Raw genomic sequence first — 17,354 nt, 5'->3', positions numbered from 1 at the left:
TCTGCGCTACCCCCCCTCTGTGTGTTCCCCCCCCGCGCCGTCCGGGGCAATCTCCCTGCCCGGGCCCACCCGTACTTCTTTAAAAGAGGTCTGAGGTGAGCGGTCGGGAGCCGGCTCGCCGGCTCCCGACCCCACCCACTAGCTAGCAGTACAGACGACGACATAGGGGACATAGTGCTCGACGTCAACTTCTTCGACGAGCTGCGCATCGGCCTCGCCACCGCTGACGACATCCGTCAGTGGTCGCACGGTGAGGTCAAGAAGCCTGAGACGATCAACTACCGCACCCTGAAGCCGGAAAAGGACGGGCTCTTCTGCGAGAAGATCTTCGGTCCGCAGCGGGACTGGGAGTGCTACTGCGGTAAGTACAAGCGGGTCCGGTTCAAGGGCATCATCTGTGAGCGCTGCGGCGTCGAGGTGACCCGGTCGAAGGTCCGTCGTGAGCGGATGGGGCACATCGAGCTCGCCGCTCCCGTGACCCACATCTGGTACTTCAAGGGCGTGCCGAGCCGGCTGGGCTACCTGCTGGACCTCGCCCCCAAGGACCTCGAAAAGATCATCTACTTCGCCTCGTACGTCGTGACCAGCGTGGACGCCGAGTCGCGTCACCGTGACCTCTCGACGATCGAGAACGAGATCCTGGCCGAGAAGCGGCAGGCCGAGAACAGCCGCGACTCGGAGATCGAGAAGCGGGCCACCAAGCTCGAGGCCGACCTGGCCGAGCTGGAGGCCGAGGGTGCCAAGGCGGACGTCCGGCGCAAGGTCAAGGAGGGCGGAGAGCGCGAGATGCGCCAGATCCGCGACCGGGCCCAGCGCGAGATCGACCGCCTGGACGAGGTGCTGGACACCTTCCGCAAGCTGGAGCCGAAGCAGCTCGTCACCGACGAACTGCTCTACCGTGAGCTGCGGGACCGGTTCGGCGAGTACTTCACCGGCGGCATGGGCGCCGAGGCGATCAAGGCGCTGGTCCAGAACATGGACCTCGACGCCGAGGCCGAGAACCTGCGCGAGACCATCCGCTCCGGCAAGGGCCAGCGGAAGATCCGGGCGCTCAAGCGGCTCAAGGTCGTCGCGGCGTTCCTGAACACCCGCAACTCGCCGCTCGGCATGGTGCTCGACTGCGTGCCGGTCATCCCGCCGGACCTGCGCCCGATGGTGCAGCTCGACGGTGGCCGCTTCGCGACCTCCGACCTGAACGACCTGTACCGCCGCGTCATCAACCGGAACAACCGCCTCAAGCGGCTGATCGACCTCGGCGCGCCCGAGATCATCGTCAACAACGAGAAGCGGATGCTCCAGGAGGCCGTCGACGCGCTGTTCGACAACGGCCGTCGCGGCCGGCCGGTCACCGGGCCGGGCAACCGCCCGCTGAAGTCGCTCTCCGACATGCTCAAGGGCAAGCAGGGCCGGTTCCGGCAGAACCTGCTGGGCAAGCGCGTCGACTACTCCGGCCGTTCGGTCATCGTCGTCGGCCCGAAGCTCAAGCTGCACCAGTGCGGCCTGCCCAAGCAGATGGCGCTGGAGCTGTTCAAGCCGTTCGTGATGAAGCGGCTGGTCGACCTCAACCACGCGCAGAACATCAAGTCCGCCAAGCGGATGGTCGAGCGGCAGCGGCCGGTCGTGTGGGACGTGCTGGAAGAGGTCATCGGCGAGCACCCGGTCCTGCTGAACCGGGCGCCGACCCTGCACCGCCTGGGCATCCAGGCCTTCGAGCCGCAGCTCGTCGAGGGCAAGGCCATCCAGATCCACCCGCTGGTCTGCACCGCGTTCAACGCCGACTTCGACGGTGACCAGATGGCGGTGCACGTGCCGCTGTCCGCCGAGGCCCAGGCCGAGGCGCGGATCCTGATGCTGTCGTCGAACAACATCCTCAAGCCCGCCGACGGCAAGCCCGTCACCATGCCCACCCAGGACATGGTCATCGGCCTCTACCACCTCACCCACCTCACGGCGGGCGAGAAGGGCGAGGGCCGGGCGTTCAGCTCGGACGCCGAGGCGCGGATGGCGTACGACAACGGCGAGCTGCACCTCCAGGCCCCGGTGAAGATCCGCCTGCGTGGCGTGGTCGGGGTCGACAACGGTGCCGGCGCCGAGGCGTGGACCGCCCCGGAGGGCTGGGTCGAGGGCGAGCCGCTGACCGTGGAGACGACCCTCGGCCGGGTGCTGTTCAACGAGACGCTGCCGCAGGGCTACCGCTTCGTGAACTACGAGATCCGCAAGGGTCAGCTCTCCGCGATCGTCAACGACCTCGCCGAGCGCTTCCCCAAGGTGGCGCTGGCCGCCACCCTGGACGGGCTCAAGGAGGCCGGCTTCCACTGGGCCACCTGGTCCGGCGTGACGATCGGCATGGAGGACGTCATCGCCCCGCCGCGCAAGCGGGAGATCCTGGAGCGGTACGAGAAGGAAGCCGACCAGATCGACAAGCAGTACCAGCGCGGTCTGATGACCCCGGAGGAGCGTCGCGGCGAGCTCATCCAGATCTGGACCAAGGCGACGAACGAGGTCGCCAAGGAGATGGACACCGCCCTGCCGCAGGAGAACCCGCTGTGGAAGATGATCAACTCGGGCGCCCGCGGTAACCTCCTCCAGCTCCGGCAGATCGCGGCGATCCGTGGTCTGGTGGCCAACCCGAAGGGCGAGATCATCCCGCGGCCGATCAAGGCCAGCTACCGGGAGGGTCTGTCCGTGCTGGAGTACTTCATCTCCACGCACGGTGCCCGCAAGGGTCTCGCGGACACCGCCCTGCGTACCGCCGACTCGGGTTACCTGACCCGTCGTCTGGTGGACGTCTCGCAGGACGTCATCATCCGCGAGGAGGACTGCGGCACCGACCGCGCCATCCCGATGCAGATCGGCGAGCGGCTCGACGGGAAGCTGGTCGTGCACGAGCACGCCGAGACCAGCGTGCACGCGCGGACGCTGGCCGACGACATCAAGGGGCCGGACGGCGTCGTCGTCGCCGAGCGCGGCCAGGACATCAACTCGATCCTGGTCGACAAGATCGTCGCCGCCGGGGTGGAGACGGTCCGGGTGCGCAGCGTGCTCACCTGCGAGTCGAAGTTGGGCGTCTGCGGTGCGTGCTACGGCCGTTCGCTGCCGACCGGCAAGACCGTGGACGTCGGCGAGGCGGTCGGCATCATCGCCGCCCAGTCGATCGGTGAGCCGGGTACGCAGCTGACGATGCGTACCTTCCACACCGGTGGTGTCGCGGGTGAGGACATCACCCAGGGTCTGCCCCGTGTGCAGGAGATCTTCGAGGCCCGGGTCCCGAAGGGCAAGGCGCCCATCGCCGACACCCCGGGTCGGATCCGGATCGAGGACGGCGAGCGCTCCCGGAAGATCATCGTGGTGCCGGACGACGGCAGCGACGAGATCGTCTACGACAAGATCTCCAAGCGGGTCCGGCTGCGGACCCACGACGGCGGTCACGTCGCGGTCGGCGAGAAGCTGACCGAGGGCACCATCGACCCGCACGAGCTGCTGCGGATCATGGGCCCGCGGGCGGTCCAGGTCCACCTGACCAGTGAGGTCCAGGAGGTCTACCGCTCGCAGGGTGTGCTCATCCACGACAAGCACATCGAGATCATCATCCGCCAGATGCTCAAGCGGGTGACGGTCATCGACTCCGGCTCGACCGAGTTCCTGCCGGGCGTGCTGGTCGACCGGGCGCTGTTCGAGTCGGAGAACCGCCGACTCGTCTCCGAGGGCGGCGAGCCCGCCGCCGGTCGTCCGGTGCTGATGGGTATCACCAAGGCCTCGCTGGCCACCGACTCCTGGCTCTCGGCGGCCTCCTTCCAGGAGACCACCCGGGTGCTGACCGACGCGGCGATCAACTCGCGCAGCGACTCGCTCGTCGGCCTCAAGGAGAACGTGATCATCGGTAAGCTCATCCCGGCCGGTACGGGCATCAGCAAGTACCGCAACGTCCGGGTCGAGCCGACCGAGGAGGCGAAGGCCAAGGTCTACTCGATGACCGGCTACCCGGAGACCGACTACGGCTTCGGGCCGGCCAGCGGCCAGGCGGTTCCGCTGGACGACTTCGACTTCGGGTCGTACCGCTAAGCAGCACGATCGACGAGGCCCCCGGCACCCGCCGGGGGCCTCGTCGCGTCCCGGGACCGGGGTGGCCCGTGCGGGCGCCGCGGCGGACCGGGCCGGGGCATGATGGGGACATGACGACCGCACCCGGGCAGGCGCCCGTCGCCCAGCCGGGGCTGCCCCGCCATCCGCTCGACCCGGACCCGGCCCGGGCCACCAAGGCGCGGGCGGTCTTCGCACTGGGCCTGATCGGGGCGCTGACCGGCCTGTTCGTCGGCGGCGTGGTGCCGGCAACGGTGGCGCTCCAGCTCGCCCGCCAGGCGCGTCGGGAGGCGTACGCCTCGGGGGGTTTCCTGACCGGTGCCGCCTGGCTGCGTCGGGGGGAGCGGCTGGCCTGGGCGGGCCTGGTGCTGGCCGCCGTCAGCGTGGTGGCCGCGGTGGTGCTCGGGGTGGTCCGCCTCGCCGACACGCCCTACGGGCAGGACTTCGCACCGAACGTGGACTGACCGACCGCCCGGAGGTGCCGGGTCGCGCCGGGCGCGGGCCGTCGGGCCGGCGGCGGTAGCCTGGCCCGGTGTCCGTCGCGCGGCGGTGGACGCCGAGACGTCGACAGGAGGACCCGTGACGGAACCGGCGCGCTACCCGGGCAGCGATCCCGTGGCGCCCCCCGCCGCGAATTCCGACGCCCCGCCCGGCGGGACGCAGTGGGCGCGGCCAGACGCGGGCCAGGGCGCCCCGTCCGTCGCGCCGGGGTACCCGCCGCCGGCGTCGCCCTGGGGCGCCCCGTCCGGGGGTGGGGACCCGCGCCCCTCGTCGGTGTCCCCCTGGGGGGCCTCGTCCGGGGCGGTGGCCCCGTCGCCGGCCGGAGGCTGGGGCCCGGCCCCGATGCCCCCGCCGCCGCGCGAGGCCGCCCGGCCGCCGAAGCGGGTCGACCCGGTCGCGGGTACGCCGTTCGGCGTGGTGCACCTCGACGTGCCGCCGGTCACCTCCGGCCTGGCCGTGGGCTCGCTCGTCGCCGGGATCGCCTCGACCCTGGTCGCGCTGCTGGTGATCTGCGTCGGCGCGGTCGGCGGTGTGGACGGCGGTGTGGACGGCGCCTGGGCGGCCGGCGCCTTCACGGTGCTGGGTGTCTTGGCCGGCGCGGGCGCCGTCGTGGCCGGCCTGCTGGGGATGCGGCAGATCCGACGCCCGGCGGCCCCGCCGGCGGTCCGGTTCACCGGGCGGGGCCTGGCGGTGGCCGGGGTCGGCTGCGGCGGGGCGGGGCTGCTGCTGAGCCTGCTCGGCCTGGGGTTGGCGTTGCTGCTGGCGCTCGGGTGACGCCCGCGCCCCGCCGGGAGGCGTGACCACGGCCGTGACGGGGTCGACGGGCCGGTCGCCGGGGAAGCCGGTACACTTGGATCCGTAGGTGCCCACCACGGGCGGGTAGGCGTGACGGGTTCGATCGGCGGGCGGTGGACGCCCTGCCAGCCGCTCCGTTTTGACCTGTGCGGTTGTGGTAGGTACTCTTTCCCCTTGTGCCCGGGCAAGCCCGGGCAACTCGTGCGTGCGCTGGATCCGGTGAGCCGGAGATCGCGTGGGAGCACGACAAAGAGCCAAAGACCCGGCGCGCGGCCTGCCGTGCGCCGGTGCAAGACCCGGTCGACATGCGCGAGCGTCGGCGCCGGGGCCGTGAGCTGGGCGACACGCCCGACCGCGGGTGCCGGGACCACCGCGAGGTGGCCCTGGTCGGAATGTAGGAGAGTCGGCCATCAGGTCGGCTACGGCAGACGGTGCGGCCGCCACCAGGCGGTCGAAGGGAGCGGAGAAACCCGGTGCCCACGATCCAGCAGCTGGTCCGAAAGGGCCGCCAGGCGAAGACGAGTAAGACCAAGACCCCGGCGCTGAAGGGTTCCCCTCAGCGGCGCGGCGTGTGCACCCGCGTGTACACCACCACCCCGAAGAAGCCGAACTCGGCGCTGCGCAAGGTCGCTCGTGTCAAGCTCAGCAGCCAGATCGAGGTGACCGCCTACATCCCGGGCGTCGGCCACAACCTGCAGGAGCACTCGATCGTGCTCGTCCGTGGCGGCCGTGTGAAGGACCTCCCCGGCGTGCGTTACAAGATCGTCCGCGGTTCGCTGGACACCCAGGGTGTCCGCAACCGCAAGCAGGCTCGCAGCCGTTACGGCGCGAAGAAGGAGAAGAGCTGACATGCCGCGCAAGGGACCCGCTCCGCGGAAGCCGCTGGTCGCTGACCCGGTGTACAACTCGCCGCTGGTCACCCAGCTGGTGAACAAGATCCTCCTGCGCGGTAAGCGTCAGCTCGCCGAGCGCATCGTCTACGCCGCCCTCGAGGGCTGCCGTGAGAAGTCCGGCACCGACCCGGTCGTCACCCTCAAGCGGGCGATGGACAACGTCAAGCCGACCCTCGAGGTGCGCAGCCGCCGCGTCGGTGGCGCCACCTACCAGGTCCCGGTCGAGGTCCGCCCCGCCCGGGCGACCACCCTGGGCCTGCGCTGGCTGGTCACCTACTCCCGCGCCCGTCGCGAGAAGACCATGATCGAGCGGCTGATGAACGAGCTGCTGGACGCGAGCAACGGCCTCGGTGCCGCCGTCAAGCGGCGCGAGGACACCCACAAGATGGCCGAGTCCAACAAGGCCTTCGCGCACTACCGCTGGTAACACCCTGGTTCCGGCGCCCTCGTGGCGCCGGAACCGCCACCAGTTGTGTCGAGACGACGATAAGTAGGGATTGAAGTGGCCGCCGCAGACGCGCTCGCCAACGTACGCAACATCGGCATCATGGCCCACATCGATGCCGGTAAGACCACCACCACCGAGCGGATCCTCTTCTACACCGGCATCACGTACAAGATCGGTGAGGTCCACGAGGGCGGTGCCGTCATGGACTGGATGGAGCAGGAGCAGGAGCGTGGTATCACCATCACCTCCGCTGCTACCAAGTGTGAGTGGAAGGGCCACACGATCCAGATCATCGACACGCCCGGCCACGTCGACTTCACGGTCGAGGTCGAGCGGTCGCTGCGGGTGCTGGACGGCGCGGTCGCGGTCTACGACGGCGTCGCCGGCGTGGAGCCGCAGACGGAGAACGTCTGGCGGCAGGCGGACAAGTACAACGTCCCCCGGATGTGCTTCGTCAACAAGCTCGACCGGACCGGTGCCGACTTCTTCCGCTGCGTGCAGATGATGATCGACCGGCTCAACGCCACCCCGCTGGTCCTCCAGATCCCGATCGGCGCCGAGTCCGACTTCATCGGCGTGGTCGACCTGGTCGAGATGCGGGCCCTCACCTGGCGCGGCGAGACGCAGAAGGGTGAGGACTACGCGATCGAGGACATCCCGGCCGACCTCGCCGACTCCGCCGCGGAGTGGCGCGAGAAGCTGATGGAGACCCTGGCCGACGTCGACGACGCGGTGATGGAGAAGTACCTGGAGGGCGAGGAGATCTCCGTCGAGGAGATCAAGGCCGCCATCCGTCGGGCCACCATCGACGGCAAGGCCAACCCGGTCCTCACCGGCACCGCCTTCAAGAACAAGGGCATCCAGCCGATGCTCGACGCGGTCGTCGCGTACCTGCCGTCGCCGCTGGACATCCCGGCGATCGAGGGTACGGCCACCGACGGCGAGACCCCGATGCAGCGGAAGCCGTCGAAGTCGGAGCCCTTCTCGGGCCTCGCCTTCAAGATCCAGACGGACAAGCACCTCGGCAAGCTCACCTACGTCCGGATCTACTCCGGCACGCTCGAGTCCGGCTCCCAGGTGGTCAACTCCACCAAGGACCGCAAGGAGCGGATCGGCAAGATCTACCAGATGCACGCCAACAAGCGGGAAGAGCGCAGCTCGGCCCAGGCTGGCGACATCATCGCGGTGCAGGGTCTCAAGCAGACCACCACCGGTGACACGCTGTGCGACCCGGCGAACCCGGTCATCCTGGAGTCGATGACCTTCCCGGAGCCGGTCATCGAGGTCGCCATCGAGCCGAAGACCAAGGCCGACCAGGAGAAGCTCAGCACCGCCATCCAGCGGCTGGCCGAGGAGGACCCGACCTTCCGCGTCAAGCTGGACGACCAGACCGGTCAGACGGTCATCTCCGGCATGGGCGAGCTGCACCTGGACATCCTGGTCGACCGGATGCGCCGCGAGTTCAACGTCGAGGCCAACATCGGCAAGCCGCAGGTGGCGTACCGCGAGACCATCCGCCGCAAGGTGGAGAAGGTCGAGTACACCCACAAGAAGCAGACCGGTGGTTCCGGCCAGTACGCCCGGGTGATCATCAGCCTGGAGCCGCTGCCGCTGGGCAACGACGCCCCGACCTACGAGTTCGCCAACGCGGTGACCGGTGGCCGTATCCCCCGGGAGTTCATCCCGTCGGTGGACGCGGGCGCGCAGGACGCCATGCAGTACGGCATCCTCGCCGGCTTCCCGCTGGTGGGTGTCAAGCTGACGCTGGTGGACGGCCAGTACCACGAGGTCGACTCGTCGGAAATGGCATTCAAGATCGCCGGCTCGATGGCGATGAAGGAGGCGGCCCGCAAGGCCGATCCCGCGCTGCTCGAGCCGATGATGGCCGTTGAGGTCACCACTCCTGAGGAGAACATGGGTGACGTCATCGGCGACCTCAACTCCCGCCGCGGCATCATCCAGGCGATGGAGGAGCGCAGCGGCGCCCGCGTCGTCCGGGCTCTGGTGCCGTTGTCGGAGATGTTCGGCTACGTCGGCGACCTGCGGTCGAAGACCCAGGGCCGGGCTAGCTACAGCATGCAGTTCGACTCCTACGCCGAGGTTCCGGCCTCGGTCGCCAAGGAGATCATCGCCAAGGCGACGGGTGAGTGACCCTCACCTGAAGTGATCGATGATCCGGGGCGGTCGCGGGAGGGTGTTCCCGCCCGCGGCCACCTCGGTCGGGATGCGTGAGACCGGGCCTGTAGGCTTCATCGCCGCAGAACCCACCAAAGCTCTCCGGCCGCCAGGCCGGAAAGGCTGTCGACAGAGTCCTAAGCGCCGACCGGCGCGCCGGGGCGAACGAACCAAGAAGTCCACAGGAGGACCCAGTGGCGAAGGCGAAGTTCGAGCGGACTAAGCCGCACGTCAACATCGGCACCATTGGTCACATCGACCACGGTAAGACGACGCTGACGGCGGCCATCACCAAGGTCCTGCACGACCAGTACCCGGACCTGAACCCGTACACGCCGTTCGACGAGATCGACAAGGCGCCGGAGGAGAAGGCCCGCGGCATCACGATCTCCATCGCGCACGTCGAGTACCAGACCGAGGCGCGGCACTACGCGCACGTCGACTGCCCCGGTCACGCCGACTACATCAAGAACATGATCACCGGTGCCGCGCAGATGGACGGCGCGATCCTGGTGGTCGCGGCGACCGACGGCCCGATGCCGCAGACCCGCGAGCACGTGCTGCTGGCCCGCCAGGTCGGCGTGCCGTACATCGTCGTGGCGCTCAACAAGAGCGACATGGTCGACGACGAGGAGCTCCTGGAGCTCGTCGAGCTCGAGGTTCGTGAGCTGCTGTCGAACCAGGACTACCCGGGTGACGACCTGCCGGTCGTCCGGGTCTCCGCGCTGAAGGCCCTCGAGGGTGACCCCGAGTGGACCGGCAAGCTGCTGGACCTGATGACCGCGGTCGACACCGCGATCCCGCAGCCGGAGCGTGAGACCGAGAAGCCGTTCCTCATGCCGATCGAGGACGTCTTCACGATCACCGGTCGTGGCACGGTCGTCACCGGTCGCGCGGAGCGCGGCGTGCTCAAGCCGAACGAGGAGGTGGAGATCGTCGGCATCCGCGAGAAGTCGATGAAGACCACCTGCACCGGCATCGAGATGTTCCGCAAGCTGCTCGACGAGGCCCGCGCGGGCGAGAACGTCGGTCTGCTGCTGCGTGGCATCAAGCGCGAGGACGTCGAGCGCGGCATGGTCGTCATCAAGCCGGGCACCACGACCCCGCACACGGAGTTCGAGGCGACGGTCTACATCCTCTCCAAGGAGGAGGGCGGCCGGCACACCCCGTTCTTCCAGAACTACCGTCCGCAGTTCTACTTCCGGACCACGGACGTCACCGGTGTCGTCACGCTCCCCGAGGGCACCGAGATGGTCATGCCGGGTGACAACACCACCATGACGGTGAAGCTGATCCAGCCCATCGCCATGGAGGAGAACCTCAAGTTCGCGATCCGCGAGGGTGGCCGCACCGTCGGCGCCGGGTTCGTCACCAAGATCATCAAGTGAGCTAGGTAACCCCGATTAGACCCGCCGCCGGTCGTGCGGCATACTAGTCAGGTTGCGTAACGACAGTTCGCTGCCTGTGTTCGGCTTTCGCTGAACCTCCGGGTGGCAGGACGGTCGAGCGTAGGGTGGTTGGCGGCCCGTCCGCCAACCACCCTCGCACGGCGTTCAGGTCGCGGTAGTGCGATCGACGCCTTGACCCACCGCGCGGTCAGAGTCGCTCCGGAGTCCCGGGGCGGAGTCTGGCCCGAGGGCGCGACACGCCCGACCGCGGGGGTCGGCGAAGTGGGCCTGTGCCAGCCGGTACAGGCGCCCGCAACACAGCGGCATCGAGAGAAGGAACAGAAGCCACCATGGCGGGACAGAAGATCCGCATCCGGCTCAAGGCCTATGACCACGAGGTCGTCGACTCCTCGGCTCGGAAGATCGTCGAGACGGTGACGCGTACCGGGGCGCAGGTCGCGGGCCCGGTGCCGCTGCCCACGGAGATCAACCGTTTCTGCGTTATCCGCTCGCCGCACAAGTACAAGGACTCGCGCGAGCACTTCGAGATGCGCACGCACAAGCGGCTGATCGACATCATCGACCCGACCCCGAAGACGGTCGACTCGCTCATGCGCCTCGACCTGCCGGCTGGCGTCGACATCGAGATCAAGCTGTAGGGACCGGACAAATGGACAGGCAAGTCAAGGGGATCCTGGGCGCAAAGCTCGGCATGACCCAGGTCTGGGACAACAACCGTGTTGTCCCGGTGACCGTGGTCGAGGCCGGCCCGTGCGTCATCAGCCAGGTTCGTAGCGCCGAAAAGGACGGTTACTCCGCGGTCCAGCTGGCGTACGGCACGATCGACCCGCGCAAGGTCAAGAAGCCGATCAGCGGGCACTACGCGAAGGCCGACGTCGCGCCGCGTCGCCACATCGTCGAGCTGCGCACCGCCGACGCGGCGGACTACACGCTCGGCCAGGAGATCACGGTCGAGGAGTTCCCGGCCGGCGTCTCGATCGACGTGACCGGCAAGACCAAGGGCAAGGGCTACGCCGGCCCGATGAAGCGGCACGGCTTCCACGGTCTGCGCGCCAGCCACGGTGTCGAGCGCAAGCACCGCTCGCCGGGCTCCATCGGCGCCTGCGCCACCCCGGGTCGTGTCTTCAAGGGCACCCGGATGGCCGGCCGGATGGGTGGCGTGCGCTACACCGTCCAGAACCTGACCGTCCAGGCGGTCGACACCGAGAACAACCTCCTGCTCGTCCGCGGCGCCATTCCCGGCCCCAAGGGCGCGCTGGTCCTGGTCCGTACCGCGGCCAAGACCAAGGCGAAGAAGGGCGGTGCGGCCAAGTGACCACCGTTGACGTCCTCACCGTCGAAGGCTCCAAGAGCGGCTCCGTCGAGCTGCCCGCCGACATCTTCGACGTCCAGGCCAACGTCGCGCTGATGCACCAGGTCGTGGTGGCTCAGCTCGCGGCGGCCCGGCAGGGCACGCACAAGGTCAAGACCCGCGGCGAGGTCGCCGGTGGCGGCAAGAAGCCGTACAAGCAGAAGGGCACCGGTCGCGCCCGGCAGGGCTCGATCCGCGCGCCGCAGTTCGCCGGCGGTGGCGTCGTGCACGGCCCCGTGCCGCGCGACTACAGCCAGCGGACCCCGAAGAAGATGAAGGCCGCCGCCCTGCGTGGCGCCCTCTCCGACCGGGCCCGCGCCGGGCAGGTGCACGTCGTCGAGGCGTTCGTCTCGGGCGAGAAGCCGTCGACGAAGGCCGCCCTGGCCACGCTGGCGAAGCTGACCGAGTCCCGCCGGGTCCTGGTCGTGCTGAGCAGCACCGACGAGCTGAACTGGGTGTCGCTGCGCAACGAGCCGCGGGTGCACCTGATCGAGGCCGGCCAGCTCAACACGTACGACGTGCTGGTGGCCGACGACGTGGTCTTCACCAAGGACGCCCTGGACGAGTTCCTGGGTGTTCCCGCCGAGACCACCGAGGAGGGTGGCAAGTGAGCACGATCGCCGACCCGCGCGACATCATCGTGGCGCCGGTCGTCTCGGAGAAGAGCTACAGCGAGCTGAACCGCAACTGGTACACCTTCCTGGTGCACCCGGACGCGAACAAGACCGAGATCAAGATCGCGATCCAGCAGATCTTCGACGTCCGCGTCCTGACGGTCAACACGCTCAACCGCCAGGGCAAGCGCAAGCGGACCAAGACCGGTTTCGGGCAGCGTAAGGCCACCAAGCGGGCGATCGTGAAGCTGGCTGACGGTGACCGTATCGAGGCCTTCGGCGGCCCGGTCAGCTGAGGGGTGTAGACAATGGCTATCCGTAAGTACAAGCCGACGACGCCGGGCCGGCGTGGCTCCAGCGTCGCCGACTTCGCTGAGATCACCCGGTCGACGCCCGAGAAGTCGCTGCTGGCTCCGCTGCCGAAGAAGGGCGGGCGTAACGCCCACGGCCGGATCACCGCGCGGCACCACGGTGGCGGTCACAAGCGCCAGTACCGTCTGATCGACTTCAAGCGGGTCGACAAGGACGGCGTGCCGGCGAAGGTCGCCCACATCGAGTACGACCCGAACCGCACCGCGCGCATCGCGCTGCTGCACTACGCCGACGGCGAGAAGCGCTACATCCTCGCGCCGAAGGACATGAAGCAGGGCGACCGCGTCGAGTCGGGTCCGGGCGCGGACATCAAGCCGGGCAACAACCTGCCGCTGCGCAACATCCCGGTCGGTACCACGATCCACAACGTGGAGCTGCGTCCGGGCGGCGGCGCCAAGCTGGCCCGCTCGGCCGGCGTCGGCATCCAGCTGCTCGGCCGTGAGGGCGTGTACGCGACCCTGCGCATGCCGTCCGGCGAGATCCGGCGGGTCGACGTCCGCTGCCGCGCCAGCATCGGCGAGATCGGCAACGCCGACCAGTCGAACATCAACTGGGGCAAGGCCGGCCGCATGCGGTGGAAGGGCAAGCGCCCGACCGTCCGTGGTGTCGCCATGAACCCGGTCGACCACCCGCACGGTGGTGGTGAGGGTAAGACCTCCGGTGGTCGCCACCCGGTCAACCCGCAGGGTAAGCCCGAGGGCCGCACCCGTCGTAAGGGCCAGCCGAGTGACCGGCTGATCGTCCGCCGCCGCTACGCCACGCGTAAGCGCGGCTGAGGGAGATAAGACATGCCTCGCAGCCTGAAGAAGGGCCCGTTCATCGACGACCACCTGCTCAAGAAGGTGGAGACGCAGAACGACAAGGGCTCGAAGAACGTCATCAAGACCTGGTCGCGGCGCTCGACGATCATCCCGGAGATGCTGGGTCACACGATCGCCGTGCACGACGGACGCAAGCACGTCCCGGTGTTCGTGACTGAGGCGATGGTCGGGCACAAGCTCGGCGAGTTCGCGCTGACCCGCACGTTCAAGGGTCACGAGAAGGACGACCGGAAGAGCCGTCGGCGCTGACGCCGCGGGCATACGGATAGAGGAACAAGGGGTTACAGCGATGCCAGGAAAGGGCGACGCTCCGGTGCTTCCGGGCGCGCGGGCGGTTGCGCGGCACGTGCGCATCTCGCCGATGAAGGCGCGCCGGGTGGTCAACCTCGTCCGCGGCCTGCCCGCGAAGGAGGCGCTCACGGTGCTGCAGTTCGCGCCGCAGGCTGCGAGCGAGCAGGTGTACAAGGTGCTCGCTAGCGCGATCGCCAACGCGGAGAACAACGAGCGGCTGGACCCCGACGCGCTGCTCGTCAGCGAGGCGTACGTGGACGAGGGCCCGACCATGAAGCGGTTCCAGCCGCGGGCCCAGGGCCGGGCGTACCGGATCCGCAAGCGCACCTGCCACATCACCGTCGCGGTCGAGGCGGTGGCGCCGGCCGCGCCGAAGAAGGCGGCCGCGAAGAAGGCGGCCCCGGCGAAGCAGGCGGAGCCGGCCGAGACGCAGAGCAAGACGGAGGGCGCCGAGTAATGGGTCAGAAGGTTCACCCGCACGGGTTCCGGCTCGGCATCTCGACCGACTGGAAGTCCCGCTGGTTCGCGGACAAGCTCTACAAGGACTACATCGGCGAGGACGTCAAGATCCGCCGCATGATGTCCAAGGGCCTCGAGCGCGCCGGCATCTCCAAGGTCGACATCGAGCGCACCCGCGACCGGGTCCGCGTCGACATCCACACCGCCCGGCCGGGCATCGTCATCGGCCGTAAGGGTGCGGAGGCCGACCGGATCCGCGGCGAGCTCGAGAAGCTGACCGGCAAGCAGGTCCAGCTGAACATCATCGAGGTGAAGAACCCCGAGTCGGACGCGCAGCTCGTCGCACAGGGTGTGGCCGAGCAGCTCTCCAGCCGGGTCAGCTTCCGTCGGGCGATGCGCAAGGCCATGCAGTCCGCGATGAAGAACCCGGTCTGCAAGGGCATCCGGGTCCAGGTCTCGGGTCGTCTCGGCGGCGCCGAGATGAGCCGGACCGAGTTCTACCGCGAGGGCCGGGTCCCGCTGCACACGCTGCGGGCCAACATCGAGTACGGCTTCTTCGAGGCCCGTACGAGCTTCGGCCGGATCGGCGTCAAGGTCTGGATCTACAAGGGCGACGCGGTGCCGGGTCGGGAGACCCCGGCCGAGGCGCCGGCACGCCCGCGCCGTGACCGTGGCGACCGTCCGGAGCGGCCGCGCCGTGGCCGGTCCGGCTCGTCCGGCACGACCGCCGGCGGCACCGAGGCCGGCAGGGCCGCCGCCGCGACGACCATCGCGCAGCAGGCCGAGACGCCGAGTGGTGACGCGGTGGATCCCGCCGCCGTCGCCGCCGCGGCAGAAACGCAGCAGGAGGGCTGACAGATGCTGATGCCGCGCAAGCCCCCGAAGGGCTTCCGCAAGCCGCACCACCCGGACCGCAGTGGCGCGTCCAAGGGTGGTAACCGGGTGGTGTTCGGCGAGTTCGGGATCCAGGCTCTCGAGCCGGCGTACGTGACCAACCGCCAGATCGAGTCGGCGCGTATCGCGATGACCCGCCACATCAAGCGTGGTGGCAAGGTCTGGATCACGATCTTCCCGGACCAGGCGCTCACCAAGAAGCCGGCGGAAACCCGGATGGGTTCCGGTAAGGGTTCGCCCGAGTGGTGGGTCGCCAACGTCAAGCCGGGGCGGGTTCTCTTCGAGATGTCCTTCCCCAACGAGCAGATCGCGCGAGAGGCGATGCGTCGCGCGATCCACAAGCTCCCGATGAAGTGCCGCATTGTTACGCGCGAAGTGGGTGAATCCTGATGGCAGCGGGCGTTAAGGCCTCCGAGCTGCGTGAGCTCTCCGAGGAGGAGCTGGTCACGAAGCTGCGCGAGGCCAAGGCGGAGCTGTTCAACCTCCGCGTGCAGGCCGCGACCGGCCAGCTGGACAACAACCGGCGGCTGCAGGTCATCCGTCGGGAGATCGCCCGGATCTACACGATCATGCGTGAGCGCGAGCTGGGTCTCTCGGCCGCGCCGACTGAGGTGACTGCATCATGAGCGAGAACACCACCGCCGCCGCGCGGGCCCGCCGCAAGGTGCGTGAGGGCCTCGTGGTCAGCGACAAGATGGAAAAGACCGTCGTCGTCGAGGTCGAGGACCGGGTCAAGCACGCGCTGTACGGCAAGATCATGCGCCGTACGCGCAAGTTGAAGGTGCACGACGAGCAGAACACCGCCGGCATCGGCGACCGGGTCATGATCATGGAGACCCGGCCGCTGTCCGCCACGAAGCGGTGGCGGCTCGTGGAGATCCTGGAAAAGGCCAAGTAGCGAAGGCTCGAGCTCGCCCGGCGTCAGTCGGGCGCGGGTTCCGCCAGGCTCCGGCCGCCGTGCGCGGCCGGAGAACCGGCAGACATAGGAGATAGACGTGATTCAGCAGGAGTCGCGACTGCGCGTCGCCGACAACACGGGTGCTCGGGAGATCCTGTGCATCCGGGTTCTCGGTGGCTCCGGTCGGCGCTACGCGAGCATCGGCGACGTCATCGTGGCCACCGTCAAGGACGCGATCCCAGGTGCCGGTGTGAAGAAGGGCGACGTCGTCAAGGCCGTCGTCGTTCGCACCGCCAAGGAGAGGCGGCGGCCGGACGGGTCGTACATCCGCTTCGACGAGAACGCCGCCGTCATCATCAAGGACGGCGGGGACCCGCGCGGTACCCGTATCTTCGGCCCGGTGGGCCGGGAGCTGCGGGACAAGCGGTTCATGAAGATCATCTCTCTCGCGCCGGAGGTGTTGTGACCGTGAAGGTCAAGAAGGGCGACACGGTCGTCGTCATCGCCGGCAAGGACAAGGGTGCCAAGGGCAAGGTCATCGCGGCCTACCCGCGGCAGGACAAGGTCCTGGTCGAGGGCGTGAACCGGGTCAAGAAGCACACCCGCATCAGCACCACCCAGCGTGGCGCCAAGACCGGTGGCATCGTCACCCAGGAGGCCCCGATCCACGTCTCGAACGTGCAGGTCCTGGACTCCGACGGCAAGCCGACCCGCGTCGGTTACCGGATCGACGAAAACGGCCAGAAGGTCCGCATCGCGCGTAGCACCGGTAAGGACCTGTGATGACCACGGCTACCGAAACCAAGACCATGCCGCGCCTCAAGGAGCGGTACCGCAACGAGATCGTGGCGCAGCTGCAGGAGCAGCACAAGTACGGCAACCCGATGCAGGTGCCGCGGCTCGTCAAGATCGTCGTCAACATGGGTGTCGGCGAGGCTGCCCGGGACGCCAAGCTGATCGACGGCGCCGTCCGGGACCTGGCCACCATCACCGGCCAGAAGCCGCAGGTGCGGCGGGCGACCAAGTCCATCGCGCAGTTCAAGCTCCGCGAGGGCATGCCGATCGGTGCGAAGGTGACCCTTCGCGGCGACCGGATGTGGGAGTTCCTGGACCGGCTGCTGTCGATCGCGCTGCCGCGTATCCGTGACTTCCGGGGCCTGGACGGACGCAAGCTCGACGGGCACGGCAACTACACGTTCGGTCTGACCGAGCAGTCGGTGTTCCACGAGATCGACCAGGACAAGATCGATCGGCAGCGGGGCATGGACATCACGGTGGTCACGACCGCCACGACCGACGACGAGGGCCGGGCGCTGCTCAAGCTCCTGGGCTTCCCGTTCAAGGAGAACTGAG

General features: G+C 68.7%; 21 protein-coding genes. All 21 read left to right on the top strand.

Features of this window, described 5'->3' with window-relative positions:
* Positions 1–174 precede the first annotated feature (174 nt).
* The 21 genes from AB0G08_RS25025 (at position 175) to rplE (ending at position 17,353) form a co-directional block, all read left to right on the top strand.
* Positions 175–4,062, top strand: coding sequence for a DNA-directed RNA polymerase subunit beta' (locus tag AB0G08_RS25025; protein ID WP_358091973.1), 3,888 nt, complete (start codon positions 175–177; stop codon positions 4,060–4,062).
* A 110-nt stretch (positions 4,063–4,172) separates the two neighbouring features.
* The gene (locus AB0G08_RS25020) at positions 4,173–4,544 is read left to right on the top strand and encodes a hypothetical protein (RefSeq protein ID WP_358091971.1); all 372 of its coding nucleotides are present in this window, start codon (positions 4,173–4,175) and stop codon (positions 4,542–4,544) included.
* A 379-nt stretch (positions 4,545–4,923) separates the two neighbouring features.
* Complete coding sequence (locus tag AB0G08_RS25015) at positions 4,924–5,355, top strand: hypothetical protein (RefSeq protein WP_358091969.1); 432 nt, start codon at positions 4,924–4,926, stop codon at positions 5,353–5,355.
* Between the two features lie 494 nt (positions 5,356–5,849).
* Entirely contained in the window at positions 5,850–6,224 is a 375-nt protein-coding gene (gene rpsL, locus AB0G08_RS25010; RefSeq protein WP_014440718.1) for a 30S ribosomal protein S12, read from the top strand.
* Position 6,225: 1 nt separating this feature from the next.
* Positions 6,226–6,696 (top strand): 30S ribosomal protein S7, encoded by a 471-nt coding sequence (rpsG, locus tag AB0G08_RS25005; RefSeq protein ID WP_077938296.1) that lies wholly within the window; start codon positions 6,226–6,228, stop codon positions 6,694–6,696.
* Positions 6,697–6,771: 75 nt separating this feature from the next.
* Positions 6,772–8,868, top strand: coding sequence for an elongation factor G (fusA, locus tag AB0G08_RS25000; protein WP_358091967.1), 2,097 nt, complete (start codon positions 6,772–6,774; stop codon positions 8,866–8,868).
* A gap of 218 nt (positions 8,869–9,086) precedes the next feature.
* Complete coding sequence (gene tuf, locus AB0G08_RS24995; protein ID WP_088998349.1) at positions 9,087–10,280, top strand: elongation factor Tu; 1,194 nt, start codon at positions 9,087–9,089, stop codon at positions 10,278–10,280.
* A 350-nt stretch (positions 10,281–10,630) separates the two neighbouring features.
* Positions 10,631–10,939: a 30S ribosomal protein S10 gene (gene rpsJ / locus AB0G08_RS24990; RefSeq protein WP_007073037.1), complete on the top strand. Its 309-nt coding sequence runs from the start codon at positions 10,631–10,633 to the stop codon at positions 10,937–10,939.
* 11 nt (positions 10,940–10,950) lie between these two features.
* The gene (rplC, locus tag AB0G08_RS24985; RefSeq protein ID WP_357872457.1) at positions 10,951–11,616 is read left to right on the top strand and encodes a 50S ribosomal protein L3; all 666 of its coding nucleotides are present in this window, start codon (positions 10,951–10,953) and stop codon (positions 11,614–11,616) included.
* Positions 11,613–12,263, top strand: coding sequence for a 50S ribosomal protein L4 (gene rplD / locus AB0G08_RS24980; RefSeq protein WP_358091965.1), 651 nt, complete (start codon positions 11,613–11,615; stop codon positions 12,261–12,263). The genes rplC and rplD overlap by 4 nt, the downstream gene beginning before the upstream one ends.
* On the top strand, positions 12,260–12,562 hold the full coding sequence (rplW, locus tag AB0G08_RS24975) for a 50S ribosomal protein L23 (protein ID WP_088998352.1): 303 nt from the start codon (positions 12,260–12,262) through the stop codon (positions 12,560–12,562). Before rplD ends, rplW begins: the two co-directional genes overlap by 4 nt.
* A 12-nt stretch (positions 12,563–12,574) precedes the next feature.
* The gene (rplB, locus tag AB0G08_RS24970; protein WP_091627702.1) at positions 12,575–13,414 is read left to right on the top strand and encodes a 50S ribosomal protein L2; all 840 of its coding nucleotides are present in this window, start codon (positions 12,575–12,577) and stop codon (positions 13,412–13,414) included.
* Between the two features lie 12 nt (positions 13,415–13,426).
* Positions 13,427–13,708 (top strand): 30S ribosomal protein S19, encoded by a 282-nt coding sequence (gene rpsS / locus AB0G08_RS24965; RefSeq protein ID WP_088647003.1) that lies wholly within the window; start codon positions 13,427–13,429, stop codon positions 13,706–13,708.
* 40 nt (positions 13,709–13,748) lie between these two features.
* Complete coding sequence (gene rplV / locus AB0G08_RS24960) at positions 13,749–14,207, top strand: 50S ribosomal protein L22 (protein ID WP_091102565.1); 459 nt, start codon at positions 13,749–13,751, stop codon at positions 14,205–14,207.
* Positions 14,207–15,064: a 30S ribosomal protein S3 gene (gene rpsC, locus AB0G08_RS24955; RefSeq protein ID WP_357872461.1), complete on the top strand. Its 858-nt coding sequence runs from the start codon at positions 14,207–14,209 to the stop codon at positions 15,062–15,064. The genes rplV and rpsC overlap by 1 nt, the downstream gene beginning before the upstream one ends.
* A 3-nt stretch (positions 15,065–15,067) precedes the next feature.
* Positions 15,068–15,493: a 50S ribosomal protein L16 gene (gene rplP, locus AB0G08_RS24950; RefSeq protein WP_007465292.1), complete on the top strand. Its 426-nt coding sequence runs from the start codon at positions 15,068–15,070 to the stop codon at positions 15,491–15,493.
* On the top strand, positions 15,493–15,729 hold the full coding sequence (gene rpmC / locus AB0G08_RS24945; RefSeq protein ID WP_007073028.1) for a 50S ribosomal protein L29: 237 nt from the start codon (positions 15,493–15,495) through the stop codon (positions 15,727–15,729). Before rplP ends, rpmC begins: the two co-directional genes overlap by 1 nt.
* A complete protein-coding gene (gene rpsQ / locus AB0G08_RS24940) occupies positions 15,726–16,001 on the top strand; it encodes a 30S ribosomal protein S17 (RefSeq protein WP_121399889.1) in 276 nt (91 codons plus the stop codon). Before rpmC ends, rpsQ begins: the two co-directional genes overlap by 4 nt.
* Before the next feature lie 97 nt (positions 16,002–16,098).
* The gene (rplN, locus tag AB0G08_RS24935; RefSeq protein WP_007465279.1) at positions 16,099–16,467 is read left to right on the top strand and encodes a 50S ribosomal protein L14; all 369 of its coding nucleotides are present in this window, start codon (positions 16,099–16,101) and stop codon (positions 16,465–16,467) included.
* Positions 16,464–16,784 (top strand): 50S ribosomal protein L24, encoded by a 321-nt coding sequence (gene rplX / locus AB0G08_RS24930; protein ID WP_172896341.1) that lies wholly within the window; start codon positions 16,464–16,466, stop codon positions 16,782–16,784. Before rplN ends, rplX begins: the two co-directional genes overlap by 4 nt.
* Positions 16,784–17,353, top strand: coding sequence for a 50S ribosomal protein L5 (gene rplE, locus AB0G08_RS24925; RefSeq protein ID WP_350681992.1), 570 nt, complete (start codon positions 16,784–16,786; stop codon positions 17,351–17,353). The genes rplX and rplE overlap by 1 nt, the downstream gene beginning before the upstream one ends.
* Position 17,354: the final 1 nt, after the last annotated feature.

Source organism: Micromonospora sp. NPDC023644, from assembly GCF_040640115.1.
In the GTDB taxonomy this organism is placed as follows: domain Bacteria; phylum Actinomycetota; class Actinomycetes; order Mycobacteriales; family Micromonosporaceae; genus Micromonospora.
This window is presented reverse-complemented; position numbering and strand designations above follow the sequence as displayed.

What these genes read in the sequence shown, in the direction of transcription:
- AB0G08_RS25020 (WP_358091971.1), top strand. Translation starts at nt 4,173, where the DNA reads ATGACGACCGCACCCGGGCAGGCGCCCGTCGCCCAGCCGGGGCTGCCC.
- AB0G08_RS25015 (WP_358091969.1), top strand. Translation starts at nt 4,924, where the DNA reads ATGCCCCCGCCGCCGCGCGAGGCCGCCCGGCCGCCGAAGCGGGTCGAC.
- rpsG (WP_077938296.1), top strand. Translation starts at nt 6,226, where the DNA reads ATGCCGCGCAAGGGACCCGCTCCGCGGAAGCCGCTGGTCGCTGACCCG.
- rpsJ (WP_007073037.1), top strand. Translation starts at nt 10,631, where the DNA reads ATGGCGGGACAGAAGATCCGCATCCGGCTCAAGGCCTATGACCACGAG.
- rplC (WP_357872457.1), top strand. Translation starts at nt 10,951, where the DNA reads ATGGACAGGCAAGTCAAGGGGATCCTGGGCGCAAAGCTCGGCATGACC.
- rplB (WP_091627702.1), top strand. Translation starts at nt 12,575, where the DNA reads ATGGCTATCCGTAAGTACAAGCCGACGACGCCGGGCCGGCGTGGCTCC.
- rpsS (WP_088647003.1), top strand. Translation starts at nt 13,427, where the DNA reads ATGCCTCGCAGCCTGAAGAAGGGCCCGTTCATCGACGACCACCTGCTC.
- rplV (WP_091102565.1), top strand. Translation starts at nt 13,749, where the DNA reads ATGCCAGGAAAGGGCGACGCTCCGGTGCTTCCGGGCGCGCGGGCGGTT.
- rpsC (WP_357872461.1), top strand. Translation starts at nt 14,207, where the DNA reads ATGGGTCAGAAGGTTCACCCGCACGGGTTCCGGCTCGGCATCTCGACC.
- rplP (WP_007465292.1), top strand. Translation starts at nt 15,068, where the DNA reads ATGCTGATGCCGCGCAAGCCCCCGAAGGGCTTCCGCAAGCCGCACCAC.
- rpmC (WP_007073028.1), top strand. Translation starts at nt 15,493, where the DNA reads ATGGCAGCGGGCGTTAAGGCCTCCGAGCTGCGTGAGCTCTCCGAGGAG.
- rpsQ (WP_121399889.1), top strand. Translation starts at nt 15,726, where the DNA reads ATGAGCGAGAACACCACCGCCGCCGCGCGGGCCCGCCGCAAGGTGCGT.
- rplE (WP_350681992.1), top strand. Translation starts at nt 16,784, where the DNA reads ATGACCACGGCTACCGAAACCAAGACCATGCCGCGCCTCAAGGAGCGG.